23 protein-coding genes are annotated in these 23,064 nt (G+C 64.2%); 11 read left to right on the top strand and 12 right to left on the bottom strand.

Going from position 1 to position 23,064, the window contains the following annotated elements; translation table 11 throughout:
- Positions 1-333 (top strand): AMP-binding enzyme (locus B3T59_RS19395; protein WP_414652115.1); only part of this gene is annotated, 333 nt, incomplete at its 5' end.
- Between the two features lies 1 nt (position 334).
- On the opposite strand, the gene B3T59_RS19390 is transcribed toward B3T59_RS19395, so the two are convergent.
- The 3 genes from B3T59_RS19390 to B3T59_RS19380 are packed head-to-tail and all read right to left on the bottom strand — an operon-like array spanning position 335 to position 3,067.
- Positions 335-1,813 (bottom strand): aldehyde dehydrogenase, encoded by a 1,479-nt coding sequence (locus B3T59_RS19390; RefSeq protein ID WP_287004880.1) that lies wholly within the window; start codon positions 1,811-1,813, stop codon positions 335-337.
- 14 nt (positions 1,814-1,827) lie between these two features.
- Positions 1,828-2,439 (bottom strand): thiamine pyrophosphate-dependent enzyme, encoded by a 612-nt coding sequence (locus B3T59_RS19385; RefSeq protein ID WP_287004878.1) that lies wholly within the window; start codon positions 2,437-2,439, stop codon positions 1,828-1,830.
- Between the two features lies 1 nt (position 2,440).
- The gene (locus B3T59_RS19380; RefSeq protein ID WP_287004877.1) at positions 2,441-3,067 is read right to left on the bottom strand and encodes a phosphonopyruvate decarboxylase; all 627 of its coding nucleotides are present in this window, start codon (positions 3,065-3,067) and stop codon (positions 2,441-2,443) included.
- 170 nt (positions 3,068-3,237) lie between these two features.
- Here B3T59_RS19380 and B3T59_RS19375 point away from each other — a divergent pair, with 170 nt between their 5' ends.
- The 5 genes from B3T59_RS19375 to B3T59_RS19355 all read left to right on the top strand — a co-directional run bounded on the left by B3T59_RS19375 (position 3,238) and on the right by B3T59_RS19355 (position 8,923).
- Positions 3,238-4,155 (top strand): LysR substrate-binding domain-containing protein, encoded by a 918-nt coding sequence (locus B3T59_RS19375; RefSeq protein ID WP_287004876.1) that lies wholly within the window; start codon positions 3,238-3,240, stop codon positions 4,153-4,155.
- A gap of 159 nt (positions 4,156-4,314) precedes the next feature.
- Positions 4,315-5,787, top strand: a complete 1,473-nt coding sequence (locus B3T59_RS19370) for an MFS transporter (protein WP_287004874.1) — start codon at positions 4,315-4,317, stop codon at positions 5,785-5,787.
- Between the two features lie 61 nt (positions 5,788-5,848).
- Positions 5,849-6,526 (top strand): response regulator transcription factor, encoded by a 678-nt coding sequence (locus tag B3T59_RS19365; protein ID WP_287004872.1) that lies wholly within the window; start codon positions 5,849-5,851, stop codon positions 6,524-6,526.
- Entirely contained in the window at positions 6,519-8,009 is a 1,491-nt protein-coding gene (locus B3T59_RS19360; protein WP_287004871.1) for a sensor histidine kinase, read from the top strand. The genes B3T59_RS19365 and B3T59_RS19360 overlap by 8 nt, the downstream gene beginning before the upstream one ends.
- A complete protein-coding gene (locus B3T59_RS19355) occupies positions 8,006-8,923 on the top strand; it encodes a TAXI family TRAP transporter solute-binding subunit (protein WP_287004870.1) in 918 nt (305 codons plus the stop codon). The genes B3T59_RS19360 and B3T59_RS19355 overlap by 4 nt, the downstream gene beginning before the upstream one ends.
- A gap of 20 nt (positions 8,924-8,943) precedes the next feature.
- Here the strand turns inward: B3T59_RS19355 and B3T59_RS19350 are convergent, their stop codons facing one another.
- Genes B3T59_RS19350 through B3T59_RS19335 form a run of 4 tightly spaced genes read right to left on the bottom strand, consistent with a single transcriptional unit; the run spans position 8,944 to position 12,551 of the window.
- The gene (locus B3T59_RS19350; RefSeq protein ID WP_287004868.1) at positions 8,944-10,035 is read right to left on the bottom strand and encodes an NAD(P)H-dependent flavin oxidoreductase; all 1,092 of its coding nucleotides are present in this window, start codon (positions 10,033-10,035) and stop codon (positions 8,944-8,946) included.
- The gene (locus B3T59_RS19345) at positions 10,032-10,796 is read right to left on the bottom strand and encodes a CoA-transferase subunit beta (RefSeq protein WP_287004866.1); all 765 of its coding nucleotides are present in this window, start codon (positions 10,794-10,796) and stop codon (positions 10,032-10,034) included. Before B3T59_RS19345 ends, B3T59_RS19350 begins: the two co-directional genes overlap by 4 nt.
- Positions 10,793-11,779 (bottom strand): CoA transferase subunit A, encoded by a 987-nt coding sequence (locus tag B3T59_RS19340; protein WP_287004864.1) that lies wholly within the window; start codon positions 11,777-11,779, stop codon positions 10,793-10,795. The genes B3T59_RS19345 and B3T59_RS19340 overlap by 4 nt, the downstream gene beginning before the upstream one ends.
- Position 11,780: 1 nt before the next feature.
- Positions 11,781-12,551: an enoyl-CoA hydratase family protein gene (locus tag B3T59_RS19335; protein WP_287004862.1), complete on the bottom strand. Its 771-nt coding sequence runs from the start codon at positions 12,549-12,551 to the stop codon at positions 11,781-11,783.
- Positions 12,552-12,678: 127 nt separating this feature from the next.
- On the opposite strand from B3T59_RS19335, the gene B3T59_RS19330 reads away from it, so the two are divergent.
- Genes B3T59_RS19330 through B3T59_RS19320 form a run of 3 tightly spaced genes read left to right on the top strand, consistent with a single transcriptional unit; the run spans position 12,679 to position 14,835 of the window.
- Positions 12,679-13,488 (top strand): SDR family oxidoreductase, encoded by an 810-nt coding sequence (locus tag B3T59_RS19330; RefSeq protein WP_287004860.1) that lies wholly within the window; start codon positions 12,679-12,681, stop codon positions 13,486-13,488.
- Positions 13,489-13,537: 49 nt separating this feature from the next.
- Positions 13,538-14,446 carry an SDR family oxidoreductase gene (locus B3T59_RS19325; RefSeq protein WP_287004858.1) on the top strand — a complete coding sequence of 303 codons (909 nt, stop codon included), beginning with the start codon at positions 13,538-13,540 and terminating at the stop codon, positions 14,444-14,446.
- Positions 14,443-14,835 carry a hypothetical protein gene (locus tag B3T59_RS19320; RefSeq protein WP_287004856.1) on the top strand — a complete coding sequence of 131 codons (393 nt, stop codon included), beginning with the start codon at positions 14,443-14,445 and terminating at the stop codon, positions 14,833-14,835. Before B3T59_RS19325 ends, B3T59_RS19320 begins: the two co-directional genes overlap by 4 nt.
- A gap of 29 nt (positions 14,836-14,864) precedes the next feature.
- On the opposite strand, the gene B3T59_RS19315 is transcribed toward B3T59_RS19320, so the two are convergent.
- Positions 14,865-15,521 (bottom strand): GNAT family N-acetyltransferase, encoded by a 657-nt coding sequence (locus tag B3T59_RS19315; RefSeq protein WP_287004854.1) that lies wholly within the window; start codon positions 15,519-15,521, stop codon positions 14,865-14,867.
- Positions 15,522-15,671: 150 nt separating this feature from the next.
- Between B3T59_RS19315 and fadD8 the strand changes: the two genes are divergently transcribed.
- Positions 15,672-17,309, top strand: a complete 1,638-nt coding sequence (gene fadD8 / locus B3T59_RS19310; RefSeq protein WP_287004852.1) for a fatty-acid--CoA ligase FadD8 — start codon at positions 15,672-15,674, stop codon at positions 17,307-17,309.
- Positions 17,310-17,340: 31 nt separating this feature from the next.
- Here fadD8 and B3T59_RS19305 read toward each other — a convergent pair whose 3' ends face one another.
- From B3T59_RS19305 to B3T59_RS19290, 4 genes are read right to left on the bottom strand one after another with little or no spacing between them, the layout of a single operon-like run.
- A complete protein-coding gene (locus tag B3T59_RS19305) occupies positions 17,341-18,591 on the bottom strand; it encodes a glycosyltransferase (protein WP_287004850.1) in 1,251 nt (416 codons plus the stop codon).
- Positions 18,582-19,979, bottom strand: coding sequence for a hypothetical protein (locus B3T59_RS19300; protein WP_287004847.1), 1,398 nt, complete (start codon positions 19,977-19,979; stop codon positions 18,582-18,584). The genes B3T59_RS19305 and B3T59_RS19300 overlap by 10 nt, the downstream gene beginning before the upstream one ends.
- The gene (locus B3T59_RS19295; protein ID WP_287004846.1) at positions 19,976-20,848 is read right to left on the bottom strand and encodes an ABC transporter permease; all 873 of its coding nucleotides are present in this window, start codon (positions 20,846-20,848) and stop codon (positions 19,976-19,978) included. The genes B3T59_RS19300 and B3T59_RS19295 overlap by 4 nt, the downstream gene beginning before the upstream one ends.
- Positions 20,845-21,801: an ATP-binding cassette domain-containing protein gene (locus B3T59_RS19290; protein ID WP_082933708.1), complete on the bottom strand. Its 957-nt coding sequence runs from the start codon at positions 21,799-21,801 to the stop codon at positions 20,845-20,847. The genes B3T59_RS19295 and B3T59_RS19290 overlap by 4 nt, the downstream gene beginning before the upstream one ends.
- A gap of 283 nt (positions 21,802-22,084) precedes the next feature.
- Between B3T59_RS19290 and B3T59_RS19285 the strand changes: the two genes are divergently transcribed.
- Complete coding sequence (locus tag B3T59_RS19285; RefSeq protein ID WP_287004845.1) at positions 22,085-23,047, top strand: alpha/beta hydrolase; 963 nt, start codon at positions 22,085-22,087, stop codon at positions 23,045-23,047.
- The last annotated feature ends 17 nt before the right edge of the window (positions 23,048-23,064 follow it).

The raw sequence follows: 23,064 nt of genomic DNA, 5'->3' as shown, positions 1-23,064 counted from the left end.
GACCGCAAGAAGGACATGATCAAGACCGGTGGCGAGAACGTCGCCTCCCGCGAGGTCGAGGAGGCAATCTACCTCCACGACGGCGTCGCGGAGGTTGCCGTCTTCGGTGTGCCGCATCCCAAGTGGATCGAGGCCGTGACGGCTGTCGTCGTTCCCAAGGAGGGCGTCGCGCTGTCAGAAGGCGAAGTGATAGACCATCTTTCGTCGATCCTCGCACCGTACAAGCGGCCCAAGTTCGTCGTGTTCGCCGAGGCGTTGCCGAAGAACCCGTCGGGCAAGATCCTCAAGAAGAACCTGCGCGTAGAGCACGCCGACATCGCGGGGTCTAGCTAGTTCACTTCAGCACGAACGGGTTGCCGGAGGGTGCGCCGGTGTTGATCCACACGCTCTTGGTCTCCAGATAGTCGTCCACCGCCGAGATGCCGTTCTCGCGACCGAGGCCGGACTCCTTGACGCCGCCGAACGGCATCATGTAGCTCACCGCGCGATAGGTGTTGACCCACACCGTGCCTGACTCGATAGCCGCAGTCATCCGGAACGCGCGCGCCATGTCGGAGGTCCAGACGCCTGCGCCGAGACCATATCGGGAGTCGTTCGCGATGGCGATCGCCTCGGCCTCGTCGTCGAATCGGATTACCGAGAGCACAGGACCGAAGACCTCTTCCTGCGCGATGCGCGAGGAGTTGTCGACGCCGGTGAAGATCGTGGGTTCGACGAACCAGCCGTCACCGCACTCGGGTCGGGCTGCGGCTGCTCCACCCAGACTCAGTTGTGCGCCTTCGGATCTCGCGATCTCGATGTAGGAGAGAACCTTCTCGTACTGGTCGCGGGTTGTCACCGGCCCCACCTGCGTGTCCGGATCGGCTGGATCTCCCATGCGTGCGGTCTTCGACAGTTCGACGACGCGCCTGACCACCTCGTCGTGGACAGACGACTGCACCAGTAGTCGTGATCCGGCGATGCAGGTCTGACCGGTTGCGGCGAAGATTCCCGACACCGCGCCGTTCACTGCGGCATCGAGGTCGGCGTCGTCGAAGATGATGTTGGGCGACTTGCCACCTAGTTCGAGGCCGACATGTTTGATGCCGCCCGCGGCCTGCGCGCCGATCCGGCTGCCGGTGGCGTCCGAGCCGGTGAAACTGACCCTGCGCACCAGCGGGTGATCAACCAGGGGGCTGCCGACCTCCTGGCCGAACCCGGTGACCACATTCACCACGCCCGCCGGAAGGCCTGCTTCCTCGAGCAGCGCGACGAATTCCAGTGTCGACGCGCTCGTATGCTCGGAAGGTTTGATGACAACGGTGCAGCCCGCAGCGAGAGCCGCCGCCAGCTTCCAGGTGAGTAGGAGCAGTGGTGAGTTCCACGGTGTGATGATGCCGACGACGCCTACCGGAGCTGACGTCGTGTAGGCGAAGTAGCCCTTCTTGTCCAGTGGCACAACAGATCCCTCGATCTTGTCTGCCAGGCCACCGTAGTAGTAGAACCACTCCGGAATGTATGCGGTCTGCGCAGACATCTCGGCGAACAGTTTTCCGTTGTCGCGCACTTCGGTTCGGGCCAGTTCGGTGGTGTTGGCGGCGATGGCATCGCCGAGCCGATGCAAGAGTTTGCCCCGTGCGCTCGCCGTCATCTCTGACCACGCGCTGTCTGTGAGCGCGTCGTGTGCGGCGCAGACGGCGTCGTCGACGTCGGTGGCACTACCGCGGGCCACGCAGGCCCACGGTTTCCCGGTGTAGGGGTCGAACGAGTCGAAGAACTCGCCCGTGCTGCTGTCGCGCCAGTGGCCGTTGATGCGGAGCTGATAGGTCTGCATGGTGCCGTCCTTCCTCAGAACGTGGGCAAGCCGAGTGCTGTGCGGAACTTGTTCTTCACCGCGACACCATCGCGTGGCGGAAGCGCGCGTGGCGGCTCGCCGGTGTCGATGTGCACTTGCACGAACGTGAGTCCGTTGCGCGCGTTGATGTTCGACGCGACGTCGGCTACCTGGCTGAGCGAATCGACCTCGCGGCAGTCACGAATCCCGAAGCCGTGCGCGACGTCGAGAAGGCGTGCGCACAGTCCGGAATGGCTGCGCTGCATGCCCGTTTCGCCGAAGTGGCCGTTGTCGAGTACGACGACCGTCAGGTTGTCGGGAGCCCGCACCGCGGCCGAGCCGAGCGATCCGATGCCCATCAGCATCTCACCGTCGCCGGTCACGACCACGACGGGTTTGTCCGGCTGAGCCAGTGCCAGTCCGAGGCCGACAGGAACAGCACCGCCCATCGCGCCCCAGAGGTAGAAGTTCCCGTCGCGCTCGCCGTGGGCGAAGACGTCGTACGACGCCGAGCCGAGCCCGGTGACTATGAGCGCGTCAGGAACGCGATCGATCAATGCCGACACGAACTCGCGGCGGTCGATCGTCGCCTTCTCTCGTACGGCGGTGAAATCAGTTGCGGTCATGTCAGTTTCGCTCCCACTTCTTGCGGCCGATGAGGCTTTGTCCGAGCAGTACCGCGGTGCGCTCGCCCGCGAGGAAGGTCGATTCAAGGGCGGCCTGCGCGACCTCACGAACCTCGTCCGGTTTGTCGGCACGCAGCACGGTGATCCCACCGAGTTCGAGTGCTCGCTGGGTGGTCGAACCCATCGGGATCTGCCAGGGATTGAACTCCGCGTACTCGCCGCGCATCGTCACGAGGGTCAGGAACGGAAATCGGCACATCTCGAGCAACGAAAACATGTTCACACAGTTGCCGACGCCGCTGCTCTGCATCAGCAACGCTGAGCGCACACCACCGAGCCAGGCGCCTGCGGTGACTCCGACCCCTTCTTCCTCGGTGGTCAGCACGACATCGGTGATGTCGGGGTCGGCAATTGCCGCGCGAATCGCGTACGAGTGACCGGCGTCGGGGACATAAGCGATCTGCGATACCCCGCCTTGCTTGAGTACCTCGAAGACGTCGCGTTGCCAGCCGGGAGCGTCAATCTCGACCGGTGACCCGTCGGTCGCTGCACCGTCGTTGGTCAGTGCACCGTCGTTGGTCAGTGCACCGTCGTTGGCTGATGCACCGTCGGTAAGCGCAGTGGACATGGGGCAGAACCTTTCGTTGTTGATCTATCGACAATTCTCTATCGTTATGGGAGCTCGCGGGTAATAGGATTTTGGAATGGTTGTGTATTCCTCACCGGCATGCTCGCCGGCGCGATGCTTGCGACCGATAGCCGATGACGTCGTGGAACGGCGGGGCGAGTGGAGATGACGTGGAGATCAGACAGCTACGGGCGTTGCTGGCAGTGGCCGATACCGGAAGCGTGACCGCTGCCGCGAAGACACTGCACGTGGTGCAGCCGGCTGTCACGAAGCAGATCCACGCGTTGGAATCGGAACTTCGCGTCGAGTTGTTCGAACGGAGCAGGTCCGGGATGTCGCTGAATGCCAACGGGAAACGGGTGCTCGAACGTGCTCGACGTGCGCTGGAGGAACTCGACCGGGCACGGGCAGAAGTGCTCTCGGGTACCGGGGAGGACGTTCGCGGGCGGGTCAGCATCGGGTTGTTGCCGTCGACCGTCGGCCTGCTCGCTGCCGAACTCATCTCGATTGTGTCGCAACGGTATCCAGGAATCGCGTTACGTGTCGACGTCGGATACGCCGGGCACCTGGCGCAGTGGCTCGAAGTAGGCGACGTCGACGTTGCGTTGCTCTTCGAGCAGCCGAGTACCTCGGCCTTCCGGATTCGCCCGCTGCTGCGCGAAGACCTGTGGGCGGTGGCGCCGAGTTCGGCCGGCCTGCATGCCGACGAACCGGTCACGTTGGAGGAACTGCTGCAGCATCCCCTCGTGCTGCCTGCCCCTCCGCACGGGTTGCGCAGCATCGTCGACGCCGCGTCCGCAGGCGTGGACATCTCCGTCGCAGTCGAGACCAACGACGCCGCCGTGCAACGTCGGCTCGTCGCCGATGGTCACGGGTGGACGGTGCTTCCGCCCGCGATGGCGATCGACGCCGCGGAGTCGGTGAGCTGTGCGCCGATCGTCGGCGCGGCTCTGTCGCGGACGATCGGCACCGCTGTAGCGCGCAACCGGGCGCAGTCGACGGCGTGTGACCTCGTCGTCGAACTGCTCGGTGAGGTCGTGACCACCTCGGTCGCGAGTGGGCGGTGGCCGTCGGCCCGGCTGATCTGACCGAGTTCTCGGTATAGGGCATCGGCAGGTTGCACGGGCTTTCCAAAGGGACTGTTAGGAAACTTCGCGAGGCATTGGCTACTCGTGTGACCGCTGCCACAGTGATGAGGACAGCAAGTCTCACCTCACAAAAGTCCCAGATCAACAAAGGAGCGTGTGATGACTCAACAGTCCTCCACATCCAACCGGCGCGTCGTCGCCAACGTCTTCCGAGGCTGCATCGGCAACCTGATCGAGTGGTACGACTGGTTCGTCTACGCCGCGTTCAGTGTGTTCTTCGCCCCGGTGTTCTTTCCCAGTGAAAGCCAAACGGCGCAATTGCTCTCCGCCGCAGTCGTATTCGCGGTCGGCTTCTTGATGCGTCCACTCGGTGGGTACATCCTCGGCCGATTCGCCGACCGATACGGACGCCGTAACGCACTGACCCTATCCGTGCTGTTGATGGCGGCCGGTTCGCTACTCATCGCGGTCACACCGGGTTTCGCCACCATCGGGATCCTTGCTCCGGTGATCCTGGTGCTCGCGCGGCTCCTGCAGGGACTTTCGGTGGGAGGTGAATTCGGTTCGAGCGCAACCTATCTCTCCGAGGTGGCGACGCCCGGCCGCCGTGGATTCTTCTCCAGCTTCCAATACGTCTCGATCGTCCTCGGCCAGTTGTGTGCACTCGGCGTCCAGATCATCCTGCTGCAGATTCTCACACCGGCGCAGATGGATTCATGGGGCTGGCGTGTGCCGTTCGTGATCGGTGCGGTCGCAGCGGTGACGGTGATGATCCTCCGACGAGGGATGGACGAGTCACCGCAGTACCTCGCCGAGAAGCAGCGAGTGGCCGCGTTGGGTGCGGGTGCCGCCAAGCAGGAGGGAACACTCCGCACCCTCATGCAGTACCGCAAGTCGTTCGCGCTGGTCTTCGCGCTGGCCATCGGTGGAACCGTTTGCTACTACACGTACACCACCTACCTGCAGAAATACATGATCAACACCGCGGGAATGGACAAGGAGACAGTTGCCTGGATCAGCTTCTGCGCACTGTTCGTCTACATGTGCATGCAGCCGCTGGCCGGTGCGCTGTCGGACAAGATCGGACGCCGCAAGGTGATGCTCTTCTTCGGCGCGGGCGCCACGCTGCTCACCGTTCCGATCATGACAACTCTCGGCCATGTGTCCAACGCGCTCGTCGCCTTCTGCCTGATGATGGCGGGATTGACGATCGTCACCGCCTACTCGGCGCTCAGTCCCATCGTGAAGGCCGAGCTCTTCCCGACCAAGGTGCGTGCGCTCGGCGTCGGATTGCCTCACGCGCTGGTCACGGCGGTGTTCGGTGGAACGGCTGAGCCGATTGCGCTGGGACTCAAGCAGGCAGGCCATGAGGGAGCCTTTTTCTACTACGTCTCCGCTTGTGCCCTACTGACATGGATCGCCGCGTACTTCATGAAGGAGACGCGGGGCGACTCGATGCTCGACCCCGCCGACTCCGGCGCCAAGGAGTCGACTTCCACGCCCGTTGCCTCGCCGGAGTCGCTGGTCGGTTCGTCGAACCCGTCGACCGTCGACTTTCCCTCGGCGACAGCACAGTACGCCGAAACAGGAACGAAGTCGCTCATCGATGAGGGTCCCACCTCACCTCGATGAATTCGACTGATTGCCATCATTATCCGCATTCCGAGACCTCGGGATGCGGATAATGGGCGTCGTGCGTATTGCGGTTGTGGAGGACGACGACGGCGTCGCGGGCGCAATCGTGTCGGGCCTGCGACGCTTCGGACACGAACCGACCAGATACGCCGTCGGGGCTGATCTGTTGCTGCACCACGCAGGATTCGATTTCGTCCTGCTCGACCTCGGCCTACCCGATCAGGACGGCCTCGAGGTACTTCGACAACTGAGGCAGGTGAGTTCGGTACCGGTGATCGTGCTCACCGCGCGAGGCGACGAGCGGTCGGTGGTGCGCGGACTGCGGCTCGGAGCCGACGACTATCTGGTCAAGCCTGCCCGATTCGTCGAGTTGGTAGCGCGCATCGACAGTGTGAGTCGACGAGCCGCCCGGGCGGAACCCGATGGGGCACAACACCTCGTGGTGTCCGGTGATGTGTCCATCGATCTCGACGCCCGCACAGCGACCGTCGACGGACGCGATATCGAGCTCACCGCGAAAGAATTCGACATCTTGGCGGTTCTGGTCAGGAACGCGGGGTCGGCGGTCAGTCGTGCCGCGCTCATGGATCAGGTGTGGGGTGATGCCTTTGTAGCCGTATCGCGCTCGCTCGATGTCCATATGACCGGACTACGCGCCAAGCTCGGTCGGCGGGGGCTCATCGCAACGATCCGCGGATTCGGCTACCGCTGGGACGGGGTCGTCGACGATGCGTAGGCGACTGCTGTTGGTGCTCGCGATCATCGGCGCAGTCAGTATCGCGGGCTTTGCCGTGCCACTGATCGAAGTGTCGTCGCAGGCGCGCACCCGGCAGTTCGTGCAGCAGCGTGAAAGCGATGTAACGCGGTTCGCCGCGATGTCGAACGAGTATGTGACGGCGGGCAATTCGGCTCGTATCGCCGATGAGATCCGCGCCTATCACGACGTATACGGAGACTCGGTGCTGATCGTCTCGACCCGCGGTGTCCCTGATCTGTCGGTCGGCCCGACGGATCAGGAGATGCGGGCGGCGGTGACTCGTGGGCTACGCAACGAGAAGTCGTCGGAGCTTCGGCATGTGGCCCCGTGGGGACCCGACTCGGCGGTGTTCGTCGCCCCGGTCGGCAGCGGCGCCCAGGTGAACGGCACTGTGGTTCTGCGATCCGCGACAGCGGCGACCAGGTCCGACGTCACCCGCTGGTGGCTGCTCATCGTCGGTGGCGCCGCGTTGGTGATCCTCGCGTTCGCCGCGCTCGCAGTGGTGTTGAGTCGCTGGGTGCTGCGTCCGCTTGCGGACCTGTCCGACGCGATGACCGACCTCGCAGGGGAACTGCCGTCCATTCCGACGTCGACGGCCGACGAGCCGCTGAGCGCTGCGTCGGACACCAAAACCGGTGGGCCACCTGAGGTGCGTCAACTCACCGATACTTTCGACGGCTTGGTGGCGACGGTGTTGAGATCGGTCGAGATGCAGCGTCGCCTGGTGGCAGATGCCTCCCACCAACTGCGTAATCCGTTGGCGGCACTGCAGTTTAGGATCGACATCGTGGAGTCGGAGGTTCCCGATGCGTTGTCTGACGACTTCGCGATGATCGGTGCCGAGGCACAACGACTGCAGCTCATCCTGGACAAACTCCTCAGCCTCGCCAGCGCCGAGACCCCATCGCTCGACAGTGGACGCCGTGACGAATGGAGTACGGCCGCAACCGTGCTCGCCGACCGCGTCGAGTTCTGGTCGGTGCCTGTGCGTGAACGAGGTGCGCGGCTGATCTTCCGCGACGAGCTCGGTGATCCGGCAACACAGACACGGATCAGCGAGGATGCGCTCGCGCAGGTGATCGATGTTCTCGTCGACAACGCGACACGGCACGCCGGGCCACATCCGGAGATCGCGCTGTCGATCGGGATACCCGAGAACTCGCCCGAGTCGGTCGTGATCGAGGTCGCCGACGACGGGCCAGGAGTCGCAGACGAGGACGTGCCGAGGCTGACGGAGCGATTCTTCACGCGGGACAAGGCGCACGGAACGGGGCTCGGGCTCGCGATCGTCGACATCCTTGTCCGTGCGGTCGGGGGAGACGTGCACTTCGGCAGATCTGCAGCAGGCGGACTGAGCGTTCGCGTGCGGTTGGTGAGGCGCCGAGATACCGCAGCAGATCTCGACACCCCCGCAGATCGTGACACCCCAGCACATCTCAACATCGGGGGAGAAGGCGTATGAGGCGCCGGACACTGCTCAAGGGCATCGTCGCGATTCCATTCCTTGCTGCTGGTTGCGCGGGTGGCGACGTGCGCACGTACCGGATCGCGACAGGTGAGCCGGGCGGATTTCAGGCGGAGTTCGCCAAACTGCTGTCGTCGGCGATGGCCGACGGTTCCACCCGCCTCGAACCGATGAACACCAGCGGTTCGGTGCGCAACATCGAGCTTCTGGAACACGGGCGCGTCGACTTCGGACTCTCGCTCGGCGATGTAGCCGCAGCGCGGGGTGGGCCGCTGCGAGCCGTTGGACGGGTCTACGAGAACTACGTGCAGTTCGCGGTGCCCGCGACAAGTGACATTCAGACATTTGCGGATCTGCGGGGGAAGCGAATCAGCCTCGGCGCGCGTGGCTCGGGTACCGAATGGACGGGACGTCGCGTCCTCGCCGCGGCCTCGATGACGCCCGACGATGTCGAGATCACCCCGGTATCGCTGACCAACGTGCTCGAATCACTGGCGTCGGGCATGGTCGCCGCGGCGATGTGGGCGGGTGGCGTACCCACCCCGTCAGCCATTCCCCGACCGGGCTATGGTCCAGCGGGCGGGATCAGGCTACTCGACCTGTCCGCCGAACTCGCCGTTCTGCGCGAAAGGTACGGCCCGCTCTACGAACCGGTTGCTGTCCCTGCGGGAATGTACGGCACGCGCACCGAGACGGCGACGATCGGCGTGCCAAGCGTGCTGCTCACCACCGCGGGTACTCCGGACTCTGCGGTCACAGCGGTGGTCGACGCCCTGGTCGACAAGGCGTCGGAGCTCATCCCGAAAGGTACTGTCGGAGTGCAGTTCCTGGATACGCAGACTCTCATTCAGGTCTACGGACTGCAACTTCATCCGGCCGCGATCGAGGCATACCGTCGCCACCACGGGTGACGGTCGCACCAGCCGCCGCGTCACCCCAGCGTGCTCAGTGCTTTCAGCCGCTCGTGTGCCTGGTCCATGATCGATTGGATGAGGGCATCGCAGCTGGGCAGATCGTCGATCATCCCGACCACCTGACCGGAGGCGAGAACTCCTGCGCGCGTATCACCTTCGACGAGACCCGCGCGCAACAGCATCGGGGTGTTACCCGCCATGATGACCTGCTGCCAGCTACGCTCGCCCGACTTACGCATCGCACGCCCGTCGCGCAGCATCGTCGTCCACTTCATGCCGGTCAACTGCTTGAACTCGTTGGCATTTCGTGCCGCAGCGAACAGTGCGCGGATCGGGCTGCCGCTCTCGAGGGCCTCCACGAGTGGTGTGCGCAGCACCCGATGCGGCATACCGTCGACGTTCACCGAGACGACCGTGTCGTTGAGGGTGCGCGTCAGATACTCCTGCTTCACCGCGTCGGGGACGGCGGAGTCGGCGGTGAGCAGGAATCTGGTACCCATCGCGACACCCTCGGCCCCGTATGCCAGTGCCGCGGCGAGCCCCCGGCCGTCGAAGAAGCCTCCCGCCGCGACCACTGGCATGTCGGAACCGCTGTCGCGCAATGCATCCAGCACTGAGGGAAGCAGTAGCGTCGTCGCGACCGGTCCGGTGTGGCCGCCGCCTTCACCGCCCTGCACGATCACCGCATCCGCACCCCACGAAGCGACCTTCACCGCGTGTTTGGCCGCACCGACCGACGGGATCACCACGACGCCGTTGTCCTTGAGCTTCGCGATCAGGTCCTTCTTGGGTGCCAACGCGAACGACGCGACCCGTACGTGCTCGCGGATCAGCAGGTCGATCCGTTCGGTGGCATCGGTGGCGTCGGCGCGGATGTTCACCCCGAAGGGCTTGTCGGTCAACGACTTCGTCTTCGCGATTGCCGCTTCCAACTCGGCGTAGGTCATCGTCGCCGACGCCAGGATGCCGAGTCCGCCGGCATTGGAGGTCGCGGAGGTCAGCGACGGCCCCGACACCCATCCCATTCCGGTCTGCACGATCGGGTATTCGACACCGACCAACTCGGTGAACCGAGTCGGTAGCGCGGCCGCGCGGGCAGTCGAACTCATTTCACCTCCCGATCTCGAACACCTCTGGGGTCCAGGATGTCTCGGATGATGGCCAGCTCGTTCTCCGACGGAACCCTGGTCGACGGAGCCTGCTCGAGACCCGCGATCTCGAACGAGGTGTTCTCGACGACCTCGCCAGCCTCGACACCGGGGTGCAGCGACAGCGCCCGCATCGTGTGGCCGGGTCCGCCGAAGTCGAAGACCCCGAGATTGGTGACGACGCGGTGGATGTCGAGGTCGTCGAACGCAGGATTGTCGGGATCGACCTTGTCGTAACCGATTCCGCTGACGACGTCGACCTTGTCGCAGAAGACGCGCGCCGAGTGTCGGGGCACCCAGTAGCTGGTCGGATGGTTGATGGTGTTGCCCGGCGCTCCGCGCACACCGAACATCTGACGGGTGGGGTGTTGGAGTGGGCCGAACGCCGACAGGTTCTGATTGCCGTGCCGGTCGATCTGGTTGGCGCCCATGACCACATGTCGTCGACCCGACGTCACGACGTCGAAGACCTTGGAGAACGGCATCCATCCTTCGATGGGCCCCGACTTCCCGATCGGCGGTGTGTCGGCGAGAATCAACGCCTCGCCGTCGGTGATGAGCAGGTCGGGCGAGAAGGTCAGGCGCGCCAACCGGGCACCGAGCAGGGGCACCGGAGCCATGGGCGACGCCATGATCTCGCCGGAGTCACGGAAGATCTCGGCGCACGCGACGACGCACACCTCTGCGCGGGTCGCATCGGTTTCCGTTGCCGTAGTAGTCACTTCGACTCCTCCTGCTCGCCGCGCCAGGCGTCGACCTCGCGCTGGTAGGTCTCCTCGTCGACGTCGAGAAAGCGACGACGAAACGTCGACCACCTCTCGGGGTCCTTCGCGGACTCGACATAGAACCGTTGAAACGCCTCGTCGCGGCGGTGCTCGCCTGTAACATCTGGCCCGCTCGCTCCGCTCCCGGCGCCGGTAGACGTGAAATGGGCGCCATTGGGCGCGTGGACGACCTTGTCGACGTGCATCCGGTTGAGTAGAAGTCGTTGCGTCGGAACGGACTTGGCCAGTACATCGGTCGAGACGAGTTGATCGGTCTCGAGGTAGCGACGCTGCGCCGCGGCGCAGAACAGGTCGTCCATGTACGGGTCGACGCCGGTGTAGGCGGCGTTGCCACGTGAATCGGCGATGTCGAGGTGGACGAATGCGGCGTCGAGTCGCAGTGCAGGCATGGCGATCAGGGTTTGGGTGCGGCCGTCGGGATCGGGATACGGCGACGTGACAGTCTTCAGTTCGCCCTCCCAGAAGTCCGGCACCGATGATCCGAGTCCGGCGCGTGTCGGCAGGAACGGCAGGCGAGCGGCAGCGGCCTGCAGCCCGCTTTTGACCATCCCCTCGTCCATCTCGCGGGACTCGATGGCGCCACTTGTGCGCGCCGTCGAGAACCACGGATCGTAGAAGGGTGCCGAGTCGAGCGAGACGAAGCCGTAGTAGGCGCGACGGACTTTGCCTGCGGCGCACAGCAATCCGAGGTCGGCGCCGCCGTAGGTGACGACTGTCAGATCCTTGACGTCGGAGCGGGCAAGAGCCCGGACGAGTGCCATCGGCTTGCGACGCGAACCCCACCCACCGATTCCGATGGTCATGCCGTCGCGGAGTTCACCGATGACGTCGTCGAGGGTGCTGGTCTTGTCGGTCGGCGTCGCGGTATGTGGTGTTGGGATTTGGGGTGTCGAGGTTTGAGGCGTTGAGGTTTGGGTCATGTCAGCGACTCCCCTGTGCGGTCTTCGGCTTTCCGGTCGCGACGAAGGTGTCGCGGTGCTCGTCGGCAACGCCTGCAAGATTGAGTTCGAAGGTGTACCCCTGCTCGAGGCGATAACTGGCCTTCACGTCGACGGGGTCGATGTGGTTGATCGCCGATTTCGCCGCGCGGATGACCCTCGTGTCCTTCGCGGCGATCTGCTCGGCGACGTCGAGGGCCGTCGCGTCGAGTTCGTCGGCAGGCACCACCTTGTAGACAGACCCGAAGTGCAGGAGCTGTTCTGCGGTGACGTTGCTCGCCGTGTAGTACAGCGTGCGCATCATGTGCTGCGGGACGAGACGGGCGAGGTGCGTTGCGGCGCCGAGTGCGCCGCGGTCGACCTCCGGCAGCCCGAAGACGGCGCCCTCAGACGCGACGATCACGTCGGCGTTGCCGACAAGACCGATTCCGCCCCCGACGCAGAATCCGTTGACGGCGACGATGACCGGCACCTTGCAGTCGTAGACCGCGGAGAACGCAGCGGCGCAGCCGTGGTTGGCGCCGATGAGCGCGTCGAATCCCTCGGTTGCCTGCATCTCCTTGATGTCGACGCCCGCGTTGAATCCCCGACCTTCGGCCCGCAACACCACCGCGTGGGTGTCGAGATCGTCGCCCGCGGCGAGAATCGCGTCGGCCAACTCGAACCACGCGGCCGACGGCAACGCGTTGACCGGCGGATAGTCGACGGTAATGGTGGTGACACCACTCGCCGAGCGCGTACTGGTGATCGGCACGCCATGCCCTCCTCCCGGGACGCATCCCGTGTTGTGAACCCCGTGACCAAGGCAGTGACTCGGATGACCACTGACTCTGGAAAACATCTACCAAGCAAATGCTTGGTTGTTTGGTAGGGTAGCACCCATGGGTCCGCGGTCACAGGTCACACGTCTCGACCCCCCACGGGAGATGAATCTCGGAGTGGAGAAGAAGGTCGTCCTCGTCACCGGTGGTGCGCGCGGCGTCGGCCTGGGTATCGCCAAGGTGTTGGCGGATCTCGGTGCGGTCCCGGTGGTCTGCGCGCGCAACCCGACCGACGACGCGGTGGCGCTCGGTGAGTTCATCGCGTGCGACGTGCGCGACGAGGCTTCAGTGACCGCGATGGTCGCGCAGATCGTCGAGACCTACGGCTCGCTCGACGGGGTCGTCAACAATGCGGGCGGTTCGCCGTTTGCGCTCGCCGCCGACGCGTCGTCGTCGTTTGCGGGCAAGATCGTCGAACTGAACCTGCTCGCACCACTACTGGTCGCGCGCGTCGCGAATGCGGTGATGCAGCAACAGGAATCGGGTGGGGCGATCGTCAACGTGTCGAGTGTCAGTGGCCACCGGCCGTCGCCGGGCACATCCGCGTACGGCGCAGCAAAAGCCGGTCTCGACAACGCTGCGACGTCGCTGGCCGTCGAGTGGGCGCCTCGTGTGCGGGTCAACTCCGTGATCGCCGGTCCGGTGGAAACCGAACTGGCACAGATGCATTACGGTGACGCTGACGGCGTCGCAGCGGTGGGGCGCACCATTCCGATGGGGCGGATGGCGACGCCGGAGGATGTCGGTAACGCCGTCGCCTTCCTGCTCTCGCCTCTCGCCGGCTACATCACCGGCTCGACGCTCACCGTCCACGGTGGCGGCGAGAAGCCGGCATTTCTCGACGCCGCCAACGCGGGTAACGCCTTGTGAGTCAGTGAAAGTCAGAGTTCTGAAGGGGACGAATCCACATGAGGGGATTGTGTTGAGCGACAACGGACATGGGTCGAACGCGGGTCGCGTGGCCATCGTGACGGGCGCGGGTCAGGGTATCGGACGTGCCCACGCGGTGGCGTTCGCGGCCGACGGCGCGGCCGTCGTGGTGAACGACTACGCCGAGGATGCCGCCGCAGCGGTCGTCGAGGAGATCACCGCGAGTGGCGGTCAGGCGGTTGCCTCGGTCGGCGACGTCGCCGACTGGGACTTCGGTGCCGCGATGGTGGCGACCGCGCTCGACGAGTTCGGTGGCCTCGACATCCTGGTCAACAACGCGGGGTTCGTGCGCGACAGGATGCTCGTCGCGATGTCGGAGGACGAGTGGGACGCCGTCGTCCGGGTCCACCTCAAGGGACACTTCGTCGGACTGCGCCACGCCGCCGCGTACTGGCGGGCGGAATCCAAAGCAGGCTCGACACGGCAGGCTCGCGTGATCAACACCTCGTCGGGCGCAGGTTTGTTCGGATCGGTTGGCCAGGGCAACTATTCGGCAGCGAAGGCAGGCGTTGCGGAACTCACCATCCAGGCGGCGGCCGAGCTGGGTGCCTACGGCGTGACGGTCAACGCGATCGCACCGTCGGCGCGCACGCAGATGACGCTGGGGGCCGGTGAGGCGATGGCAGCGCAGATGGCCGCACCAGACGACGGCTCGTTCGACGCGATGGACCCGGCGAACATCTCCGCGCTGGTCGTATGGCTCGGATCGGTCGAATCGTCGAACGTCACCGGAAGGGTCTTCGAGATCGAGGGCGGCAAGATCACCGTCGTCGACGGCTGGCAGCGCGCGGCGTCGATCGACAAGGGCGCCCGCTGGGAGCCTGCCGAACTCACGACCGTCGTCGACGATTTGCTGGCCAAGACTCCGGCCCCGGTGCCCGTGTACGGGGCACGATGACCGACGGTGCTCCTGTTGACGAGGGCGATTCCGTTGGCGGACAACGGATCGCCGTCGCACTGGCGTACGTTGATGCGCTGGTGAGCCACGATCCGTCCGGTGTTTATCTCCATCCGGATTGCACGCGTGTGGAAATGGGGATCAAGACCGGGCGAAGCGGCGACCACATCGCCCGCAGCCTGGCACGCGGCCCGCAATTTCGTCTGATTCATCGGGTCAGCGGGTTCGAGGCGGCGGTCGCAGGCCACAAGGTGTCGACGAAGTATCGAGTCCACGTGGCCCCCAAGGCATTAGGGCTGTGGGCGCCGGTGAGCGAATCGTTCCTGATCGACGACGAGCTCCGGATTCGTACCATCGTCGCGCGTTTCGGACGTCCGCGTCGACGCTGAGTAAGCCACTCAGCGTCGACGGGTTGTGGTCAGACGCCTGGTGCGCGCACCACCATCGGGACTCCGGGGAAGTAGCCTGCCATCTCCGAGCGTGCCTTGCGCATCGCGGCGGTGGCGTATCCCTGCTTGCGGAAGTCGGGGTGGACCCAGACGCGGACGTCGACCTCGCCGTCGGTGAGCTCGCCGAAGACAAACCCCACCTTGTCGTCGCCGTCGGTCACGACCAGCCAGGCCGCCTCTTCCTCGTCGACCCGTCCTGCGGCCTGTGCGATCTCCTGGTCGATCTCGCGGGCCGGCTGGCCCGAGCCGTCTCCGGCGACCCCAAACTCGCGGGTGCGCTCGGCGAACAGTTCGGCGTCGTCGCTGGGGGAGAAGGCGCGCAGCACGACGGTGTCTCCGCTGCTCGCGGGACGCTCGGCGAGTGTGAAGGTCAGTTGGTGGTTCAGGTCGTCGAGCTCGCTCTGATTTCGTCGGCGTTCGTCCTTGGTCAACTGGTCGAGCTTCATGTCGAGGATTGCCGATGCGCCGAGCTGTGATTTGCCGAGGAGTTCCGCGATAGCGGAGACGGCTTGGGTGTGATCGTCGGCGTCGACGATGGCGTCGAGCACCTCGTGTCGTCGGTCGAGAGCGGTGAGGAGAGCGTCGGCGATGTCGCGACGTTCGGTTGCCAGATCCACATCAGTCATGCTGTCGATCCTAATGAGCTACCGGCCGGTAGGACATGGAACAGGTTCTAGTTCTCGATCCGGGCCGCAGAAGCTTGATTACCGCACCTAGAGGCAGCAAACAGCCAATTGACCTTTCCTGAATCTAGAACACGTCCTACTCTGAGACGCATGGCATCTGAGATCCCTGAGTCCGAAATCGACCACTTGCGCGGATCGACCCATATGGGCGACCTTCTTGTTTCGGCACTGGCGAAGAACGCGTCGGGTAACGTGCTCGAGCTCGGCGACACCACGCTCACGGGCGCGCAAATGGCCGACGAGATCAGCCGCTACGTTCAGGCTTTCGAGGGGCTTGGTTCGGGCACGGGGTCGTCGGTGGGTCTGCTCGCACTCAATCGCCCCGAGGTGTTGTTCGTCATCGGTGCGGGCCAGACACAGGGTTGGCGACGCACCGCACTGCATCCGTTGGGCTCACTCGACGATCACGCGTACGTGCTGTCCGACGCGGGGGTTACGACGCTCGTCATCGATCCGGTCCCGATGTTCGTCGAGCGCGCTGTTGCGCTCATGGAACGTGTCGACGGACTCAAGCAGATCTTCACGCTCGGTCCCGTGCCCAAGGCGTTGTCCGACGTCGGTCGCGACGTCGTCGCGGAGGCTGCGGGTTACGACGCGACGCCCCTGACCGCGGCGGAACTCTCGCCGGATCACATCATGTCGATCACATATACCGGCGGCACCACCGGCAAACCGAAGGGTGTCATCGGCACCGTCCGCGCGATGACGACGATGACCCAGATCCAGTTGTCGGAGTGGGAATGGCCAACGCGGCCGCGCTTTTTGATGTGTACGCCATTGTCGCACGCGGGCGCGGCTTTCTTCCTCCCGACGCTGATGAAGGGCGGGTCGATGGTGGTGCTGAGCAAGTTCGATCCCGCGGAGGTGCTGCGCACCATCGAGGAGGAGAAGATCAGCGCCACCATGCTCGTGCCGTCGATGCTCTACGCCCTGATGGACCATCCGGACTCGCGCACCCGTGATCTCTCGTCACTGGAAACCGTGTATTACGGTGCCTCGCCGATCAATCCAGTGCGACTGGCCGAGGCCATCGAGCGATTCGGACCGATCTTCGCGCAGTATTACGGGCAGTCGGAGGCGCCGATGGTCATCAGCTACCTCGCCAAGGACGAGCACCCCGGGCCGGGCGAAGACACGCGCAGGCTATCGAGTTGTGGGCGGCCATCGTCGTTCCTGCGTACCGCGCTCCTCGGACCCGATGACAAGCCGGTGGCGCAGGGCGAGCCGGGCGAAATCTGTGTTGCCGGGCCGCTTCTCGCCGCGGGCTACTGGGGACTGCCGGAGCAGACGGCGGAGACGTTCCGCGACGGATGGCTGCGTACGGGCGACGTCGCGCGTGAGGACGTCGACGGATACTGGTACATCGTCGATCGCACCAAGGACATGATCGTCACCGGTGGCTTCAACGTGTTTCCGCGAGAGGTAGAAGACGTTGTCGCAGAGCATCCGTCGGTCGGTCAGGTCGGTGTGATCGGTGTGCCGCACGAGAAGTGGGGTGAGGCGGTGACCGCCATCGTCGTGTTGCGTGGTGATGTCGAGGCCAATGACGATGACCGGCAGCGGATCACCGCGGAGATCCAGGACGCGGTGAAGCAGCGCAAGGGTGCCGTGCAGTCGCCGAAGGACGTGATCTTCGCGGAGTCGCTGCCGCTGACCGGACTCGGCAAGCCCGACAAGAAGGCCCTGCGCGCTCAGTTCTGGGCGTCGTCGGATCGCGGTGTCGGCTAGGAGGTTTGCCTGGAGCAGGCTGCACGGGCCATCAGGTCGGGCGTGCCGTGGCCGCCTCCAATATCTCGTCGCATGCGGCGTCGACTGCGTCTCCCGGTTTGACGATGTGGCCTGCCAATGCCTTGGCCGCGCGATACGGCTCGTCGGCGGTAAGCAATTCGAGGTCGGTGCCCGACAGTCGTGACAGCGGAGCGCCGGCCCCGACTCCGTGGTCGCGAAGCGCGGCAGCCCAGAGTGGCTGGTCGGCGCTGAGCCAACCGACAACCGATGGGATTCCGGCTCGGAGAGCTGCGGCGGTGGTACCGGCTCCGCCGTGATGGACGGCTGCTCGGCACTCAGGAAACAGGATCTCGTGGTCGACGGACTCGGTGAGGTGCAGAAGGCCATCGCGCTCTGGCAGGGCATGTCGTGTCTGGGCGACCACACGAAGACGTAGCGATACGATTGCCTCCACGATCGAAGAGACCCGCTCGGGTGGGATCTGCATACTCCCGAAGCCGACATAGACGGGGGCAGGTCCCGAGCGAATCCACTCGAGAATGCGGGTGATCTGGCTATTGTCGTTGTGTCCGTTGAGTTTTGCTCGGGTCTGGCTGTCCGGCAGGAGGAAGCCCGTGAACGGGCGCTGTTCTCCCCACTCGCGCGCGAGGAGCGGGAACAGTTCGGCGTCGTACGCCTGGATCTCCGGGGTTCCTCGTCGCCGGAGCCTAGCGCCGATGGTTCCCGAGGCAGACGGGAGGCCCAGCCGACGGCGCAGTGCGCGGTCGTTCGGACGCTGCGTGAGTGAGACGAGGTAGTCGGCCGCGCGCCACGCGGCTGCGCTGACCGCCGCGGGCAGCGGGCGATACAACGGCGACAATTGATGGTTGGGACGTATCGGGCAGTAGTGCAGCGGCACGAAGGAGATGTCTCGGCTTTCGGCGACCGTCGCAGCCCGTTCTTGCGCCAGTGGTCCGCTGACGAGAATGTCTGCCACATCGGCGAGTTCACCCATGACCCTCTCCGACATCGCCGACCCGTGTGATCCGACTTCGCGGAGCGCAGCCAACCGCTTCAACGGATTCCACGACTTGAGGTCTCGCTTCACGAGCGAACTCGCGAGCAACTCCGACGTTGACGGACACAGGCTCCGCGTCGGCAGTCCAGAACGTGACACCCCAGCCACCAAGTCTTCGGGAACAGCCAACTCGACGCTGTGTCCGCGTCGGTGGAGTTCGGCTCCGAGCGCGACCGCCGGTTGGACGTCGCCTCGACTGCCGTGCATGACGAATGCTATTCGCATGTGCCCCAATCCGTTTCAGAGATGTTCCAGGAAGCGAACTCGGCGGCGACCAGTGCGCGAAGCGAACTTCGATCGTTGATCATGGCGGGATTCAGCGAGCTCACCGCCAGCGTGAGCACCTCATCGCCACTGCACAACCATCCGCTGATACCGCCGGCGTGCCCGGCCAATCCGGCGGAATCCGTGGTGACGGCGCGCATCGCGGTCACTCCGGGACCTCCGGTACCAAGTGACGCAAACAAAGGATCTACCCGCCCGACGTTAGAGGCGACGCATAAGGGAGTCGACATTCCACCAGCGAGTCGGCGCACGGCTCCGTCGGTCAAAGCCTGTGCAACGGTGGACATCGCGGCCATGGGACCGGGTTGCGCGTCGAGCGTACGGTAGGCGGCCTTGCACGCGTCGCGAATCTCGCTGAGGTCCGTGTAGCGGTTGACATCGAGACGAATGTGGGCGGTGACGCCCGTCGTGGCGTTGGCGCGTCGATCGTCGTCGCGGTGCCGTGATACCGGAATCGACACCGGGACAATGTCCCCCGACGATGCCATGCCTGCCCTGTCGAGGAGTCCGACCATCACTGCGACGAACAGGGAGTTCGGCGTGCCATTGCGTTCGGTCGCAATCTTCGACGCGTGCTCGCGATCCACCGTCACGATCACCGAGGGAGGTAGACCTGGCTCGGTTCCGGTGGTCGCTCCCGTATTGGTCGGCGCTGCTGTGGTCACGGTGGTCCGAGGACGCGCGTGTTCCGGTTGAGTGTGCGCAGAGCCTCGGGGTAATCCGGTCCGCAGTGACGCGACGACACTCGACGCTGCCGCGTGTGCCGCGCGTGCTGCGGTCTTGACTCCATCGGACAGGTCGGACGCGAGGTCCGGCATCTCGACGTCGGTGGCATAGACGTTCTCGGACAACGCCTCCATGATCGCTGTGATCAGCGTCGCACCGTCGCCGATCGCGTGCGCCGCCGTGAACGAGACGTAGGTACCAATGCCGTCGGAGTGAGCCGCGCTCAGTCGCCAGGAGGGTCCCGAGACACTGTTCAGGGCAAACCGTGCCTGAGTGTCGATCCACGCGGCAACGTCCTCTGGGTTCACCTTGTCGGTGAAGAACTCGACGGACCCGGCGGTCGGCGTGTACCGCCACGCGTCACGAATCGGTGGTGGGCGCCGCGCGACGAGTCTCGATGCGCGACCCGCGCAGAGTCGTTCGCCCAATCGGGCGAAGGCTTCTTCGTCTAGGCGTGTGGGTAGCTGCCACACGCACTGATTCACGACTCCGAGCCCCAGAGCGTGTTCCATCCGTACGAAGAGATCGTCGTCGGTGGTCAGGCGCTCAACCGGCAGGGCCGAGTACATCGACCCGGTCGTGCGTGTCGAAGTGATCGTCATGACCGAGAGAGGTAGGCGCGCAACGTCAGTGGGACAAAGACGATCAGGATCGCAGTCGTCCCCACGAGCGTCCATCCGACATCGCTGGTGATCTGTCCCTCATTCGCCAGCCCACGAAACGCGGAGATGAGGTGCGAGACCGGATTGACGTCGGCGATCGCTTGCAGCCAACCGGGCATTGTCGTGGTTGGCACGAACGCATTGGACGTGAACGTCATCGGCATCAGTACCAGCATCGAGATCCCCTGTATCGCCGATACTTTGCGGAGCAGAACGCCCAGCAGTGCGAAGATCCAGCTCAGCGAGAACGCAGCGTAGACGACAAGTGTGACGCCCGCGATGACGCCGATCACGCTTTCGGGCCGGTAGCCCATGCAGATGCCGACGACGAGAGACATCACGCTCGCGATGACATATCGCACGGTGTCTGCTGTCAGTAACCCTGCGAGTGGTGCGATCCGTGCGATGGGCATCGAGATCAGCCGGTCGAACACTCCGCTGTCGATGTCTTCACGCAACTGGGTTCCGGTGACCACCGAGGTGGTGACCGCCACGGAAACCAGAACACCGGGTACAAGGAGGACGAGGTAGTTGTCGACGCCACCCGCAACGGCGCCGCCGAAGATGTTCGCGAACATCACTGTGAAGACGATGGGCACGATGATCACGTCGAACAGTTGCTGCGGGGAGTGCTTCATCCGGAGAAGTCCGCGACGAGCCAATGCGAAGGTCTGACGCAGCCCCTGGCTGAAGGGAACTCTGTCGACAGGAGTGATCGGCCAGTCGATTCCGCTGGAAGCGCCAGTGTCCGTCGCCTCGCCTGCCGAGTCGGCTACTCCGGATCCCGTGTGATCTATGGTGCTGCTCATGCCCGAGTCGACTCCCCCGTTGTCATGGCGAAGAAGACATCATCCAGTGTGGGCCGCTGGAACGAGAATTCGGCGACCTCGATGCCCGCAGATTCCAACTGGGACACCGCGTGAGCTGCCCGCCCCGGCTCAGATGTGATCACCGAGAGTGCGCCCTCGGCAGGAATCTGAACGACATCTGCCGACAGCATCGCTCCCACGATCTCTGCGGCTTCCCGCATTCTGGATCTGTCATCGAGGTGAAGGTGCAGCGTTCGAGTGCCGATGCGCTCCTTGAGTGACTTGGCCGTACCTTCCGCCACAACCCGCCCATCGTTGATCAGGACGATTGAGTCGGAGAGTTTATCGGCCTCGTCAAGGTACTGAGTGGTGAGTAATACGGTCGTACCGTTATCCACCAGATCGCGTACGACAGACCACATCTGAGTGCGCGTGGTGGGATCGAGACCTGTCGTCGGCTCATCGAGGAAGAGAAGCGGCGGAGCCGAGATCAGTGAGGTGGCGATGTCGAGTCGTCGTCGCATGCCGCCGGAGAAGCCTGACACGGGGCGCGACGCCGCGTAACCCAGTCCGAACTGTTCGATCAACTCGTGCGCACGAGAACGAGCCGCTCGGCGGTCGAATCCGCGCAGGGTCGCGAACAATTCGAGGTTCTGCTCTGCGGTCAGATCCTCGTCGAGTGAGGCGTATTGGCCTGTCAGCGCGATCATCGAACGTACGGCGGTTGCCTGTCTCACGATGTCGCGACCGAAGATGCGGGCCGAGCCGGAGTCCGGCCGGATGAGTGTCGCGAGCATACGCACGGTCGTGGTCTTGCCCGCGCCGTTCGCGCCCAACAATCCGCACACCGATCCCGTCGGTATCGATAAGGAAATGTCCGAAACTGCGTTGACGGTTCCGAACTTCTTACCGAGCGATTCGGCCTCGATTGCAATCGCCGGTAACATCACCATCGAGTGCCCTCCATCGTCGTCGGATCATTCGGCAGGTCTTCAACAGGCTATTTGCTTGTCGGTAAAGTGTCGAGGCGAGTTCAATTCTGCGAGATTCCTGACAGTCCGTATCGAGTGGCATATGTCTCTATCGTCTTAAACTGTCGACCAGCACACGCTAGTGTCACACCGTCCGCGTGCGAGGCCAGTGCGCAGTCGCTACTCTTTGGCGACTCACTCTCGCGATCTGGAGGTAAACGTCATAGCTGGAAACTGCAGACCGCGCTTTGCGTGGCAATGTGCCGTGTCAGTTCTGGTCGCTGTGATTTCAACGGCGCTGTTGGGAGTCGGCGTTTCGCAGGCCGAACCCGTGCGTCCGACGATACAGCGGACGGTCGACGAGGGGCAGGGCGTGACGGCGGTGTACGTCTACTCGCCCGCCATGCGTAAGACGATCAAGGTGCAGGTGATCACACCTCGTCACCCCTCGGGAACCAGGCCGTCGTTGTATCTGCTGAGTGGCCTCGGCGAAGAGGACCCGGCCAACAGCATGTGGCTACGCAAGACCGACGCCCGGAACTTCTATGCGGACAAGAACGTGAACGTTGTCATGCCGCTGGCGGGCAACGGAAGCTTCTACACCGATTGGGAGCGCGACGACCCGAAACTTGGCCGCTACCAGTGGGAAACATTCCTTGTGAAGGAGCTGCCACCCCTTATCGATGCCGCGTTCGACGGTAACGGGCGACGGGGGATCGCGGGAATCTCGATGGGTGCGGGAGCGGGATTGGTGCTCGCCGCGAGGAATCCGGGTTTCTACAAGGCGGTGGGTGCCTATAGCGGTTGCTACAGCACCGCCGGCATTGCGGGTGAGACGTACCCGCGGGCGATCGTCGCAGCTTTCGGAGGTGACGCAAATAACATGTGGGGACCCCCGGGCAGCTCGGGCTGGGCGGCCCACGACGTGCTGTCGCTCGCGCACAACCTTCGTGGCACCACGCTCTACATATCCACCGGAACAGGGCGGTCGGGCACATATGATCAGCCCGGATATCCGGACAATTCGAACCCTGTCGATCGGCAGGTCATTGGCGGAGCAATCGAAACGGGTGCCCTCTGGTGCACCCAGCAATTGCAGTCCAGATTGACGGCGCAACATATTGGGGCGACAATTCGATACGTTGATCCTGGAACTCACGCATGGCCTTACTGGCGAGACCAACAGCGTGAGAGCTGGTCCACTTTGGAACGTGGGATGAACAGCTGAATTCCATTCTGTAAACA

Origin of the sequence: Gordonia sp. UBA7860, from assembly GCF_002500165.1 — a bacterium.
GTDB lineage: Bacteria > Actinomycetota > Actinomycetes > Mycobacteriales > Mycobacteriaceae > Gordonia > Gordonia sputi.
This window is presented reverse-complemented; position numbering and strand designations above follow the sequence as displayed.

Coding starts and splice junctions, on each gene's coding strand:
- B3T59_RS19295 (WP_287004846.1), bottom strand. CDS start 20,848: ATGAGCAGCACCATAGATCACACGGGATCCGGAGTAGCCGACTCGGCA.
- B3T59_RS19370 (WP_287004874.1), top strand. CDS start 4,315: ATGACTCAACAGTCCTCCACATCCAACCGGCGCGTCGTCGCCAACGTC.
- B3T59_RS19290 (WP_082933708.1), bottom strand. CDS start 21,801: ATGGTGATGTTACCGGCGATTGCAATCGAGGCCGAATCGCTCGGTAAG.
- B3T59_RS19300 (WP_287004847.1), bottom strand. CDS start 19,979: ATGACGATCACTTCGACACGCACGACCGGGTCGATGTACTCGGCCCTG.
- B3T59_RS19385 (WP_287004878.1), bottom strand. CDS start 2,439: ATGACCGCAACTGATTTCACCGCCGTACGAGAGAAGGCGACGATCGAC.
- B3T59_RS19355 (WP_287004870.1), top strand. CDS start 8,006: ATGAGGCGCCGGACACTGCTCAAGGGCATCGTCGCGATTCCATTCCTT.
- B3T59_RS19305 (WP_287004850.1), bottom strand. CDS start 18,591: ATGCGAATAGCATTCGTCATGCACGGCAGTCGAGGCGACGTCCAACCG.
- B3T59_RS19315 (WP_287004854.1), bottom strand. CDS start 15,521: ATGACTGATGTGGATCTGGCAACCGAACGTCGCGACATCGCCGACGCT.
- B3T59_RS19350 (WP_287004868.1), bottom strand. CDS start 10,035: ATGAGTTCGACTGCCCGCGCGGCCGCGCTACCGACTCGGTTCACCGAG.
- B3T59_RS19330 (WP_287004860.1), top strand. CDS start 12,679: ATGGGTCCGCGGTCACAGGTCACACGTCTCGACCCCCCACGGGAGATG.
- fadD8 (WP_287004852.1), top strand. CDS start 15,672: ATGGCATCTGAGATCCCTGAGTCCGAAATCGACCACTTGCGCGGATCG.
- B3T59_RS19380 (WP_287004877.1), bottom strand. CDS start 3,067: ATGTCCACTGCGCTTACCGACGGTGCATCAGCCAACGACGGTGCACTG.
- B3T59_RS19360 (WP_287004871.1), top strand. CDS start 6,519: ATGCGTAGGCGACTGCTGTTGGTGCTCGCGATCATCGGCGCAGTCAGT.
- B3T59_RS19320 (WP_287004856.1), top strand. CDS start 14,443: ATGACCGACGGTGCTCCTGTTGACGAGGGCGATTCCGTTGGCGGACAA.
- B3T59_RS19340 (WP_287004864.1), bottom strand. CDS start 11,779: ATGACCCAAACCTCAACGCCTCAAACCTCGACACCCCAAATCCCAACA.
- B3T59_RS19390 (WP_287004880.1), bottom strand. CDS start 1,813: ATGCAGACCTATCAGCTCCGCATCAACGGCCACTGGCGCGACAGCAGC.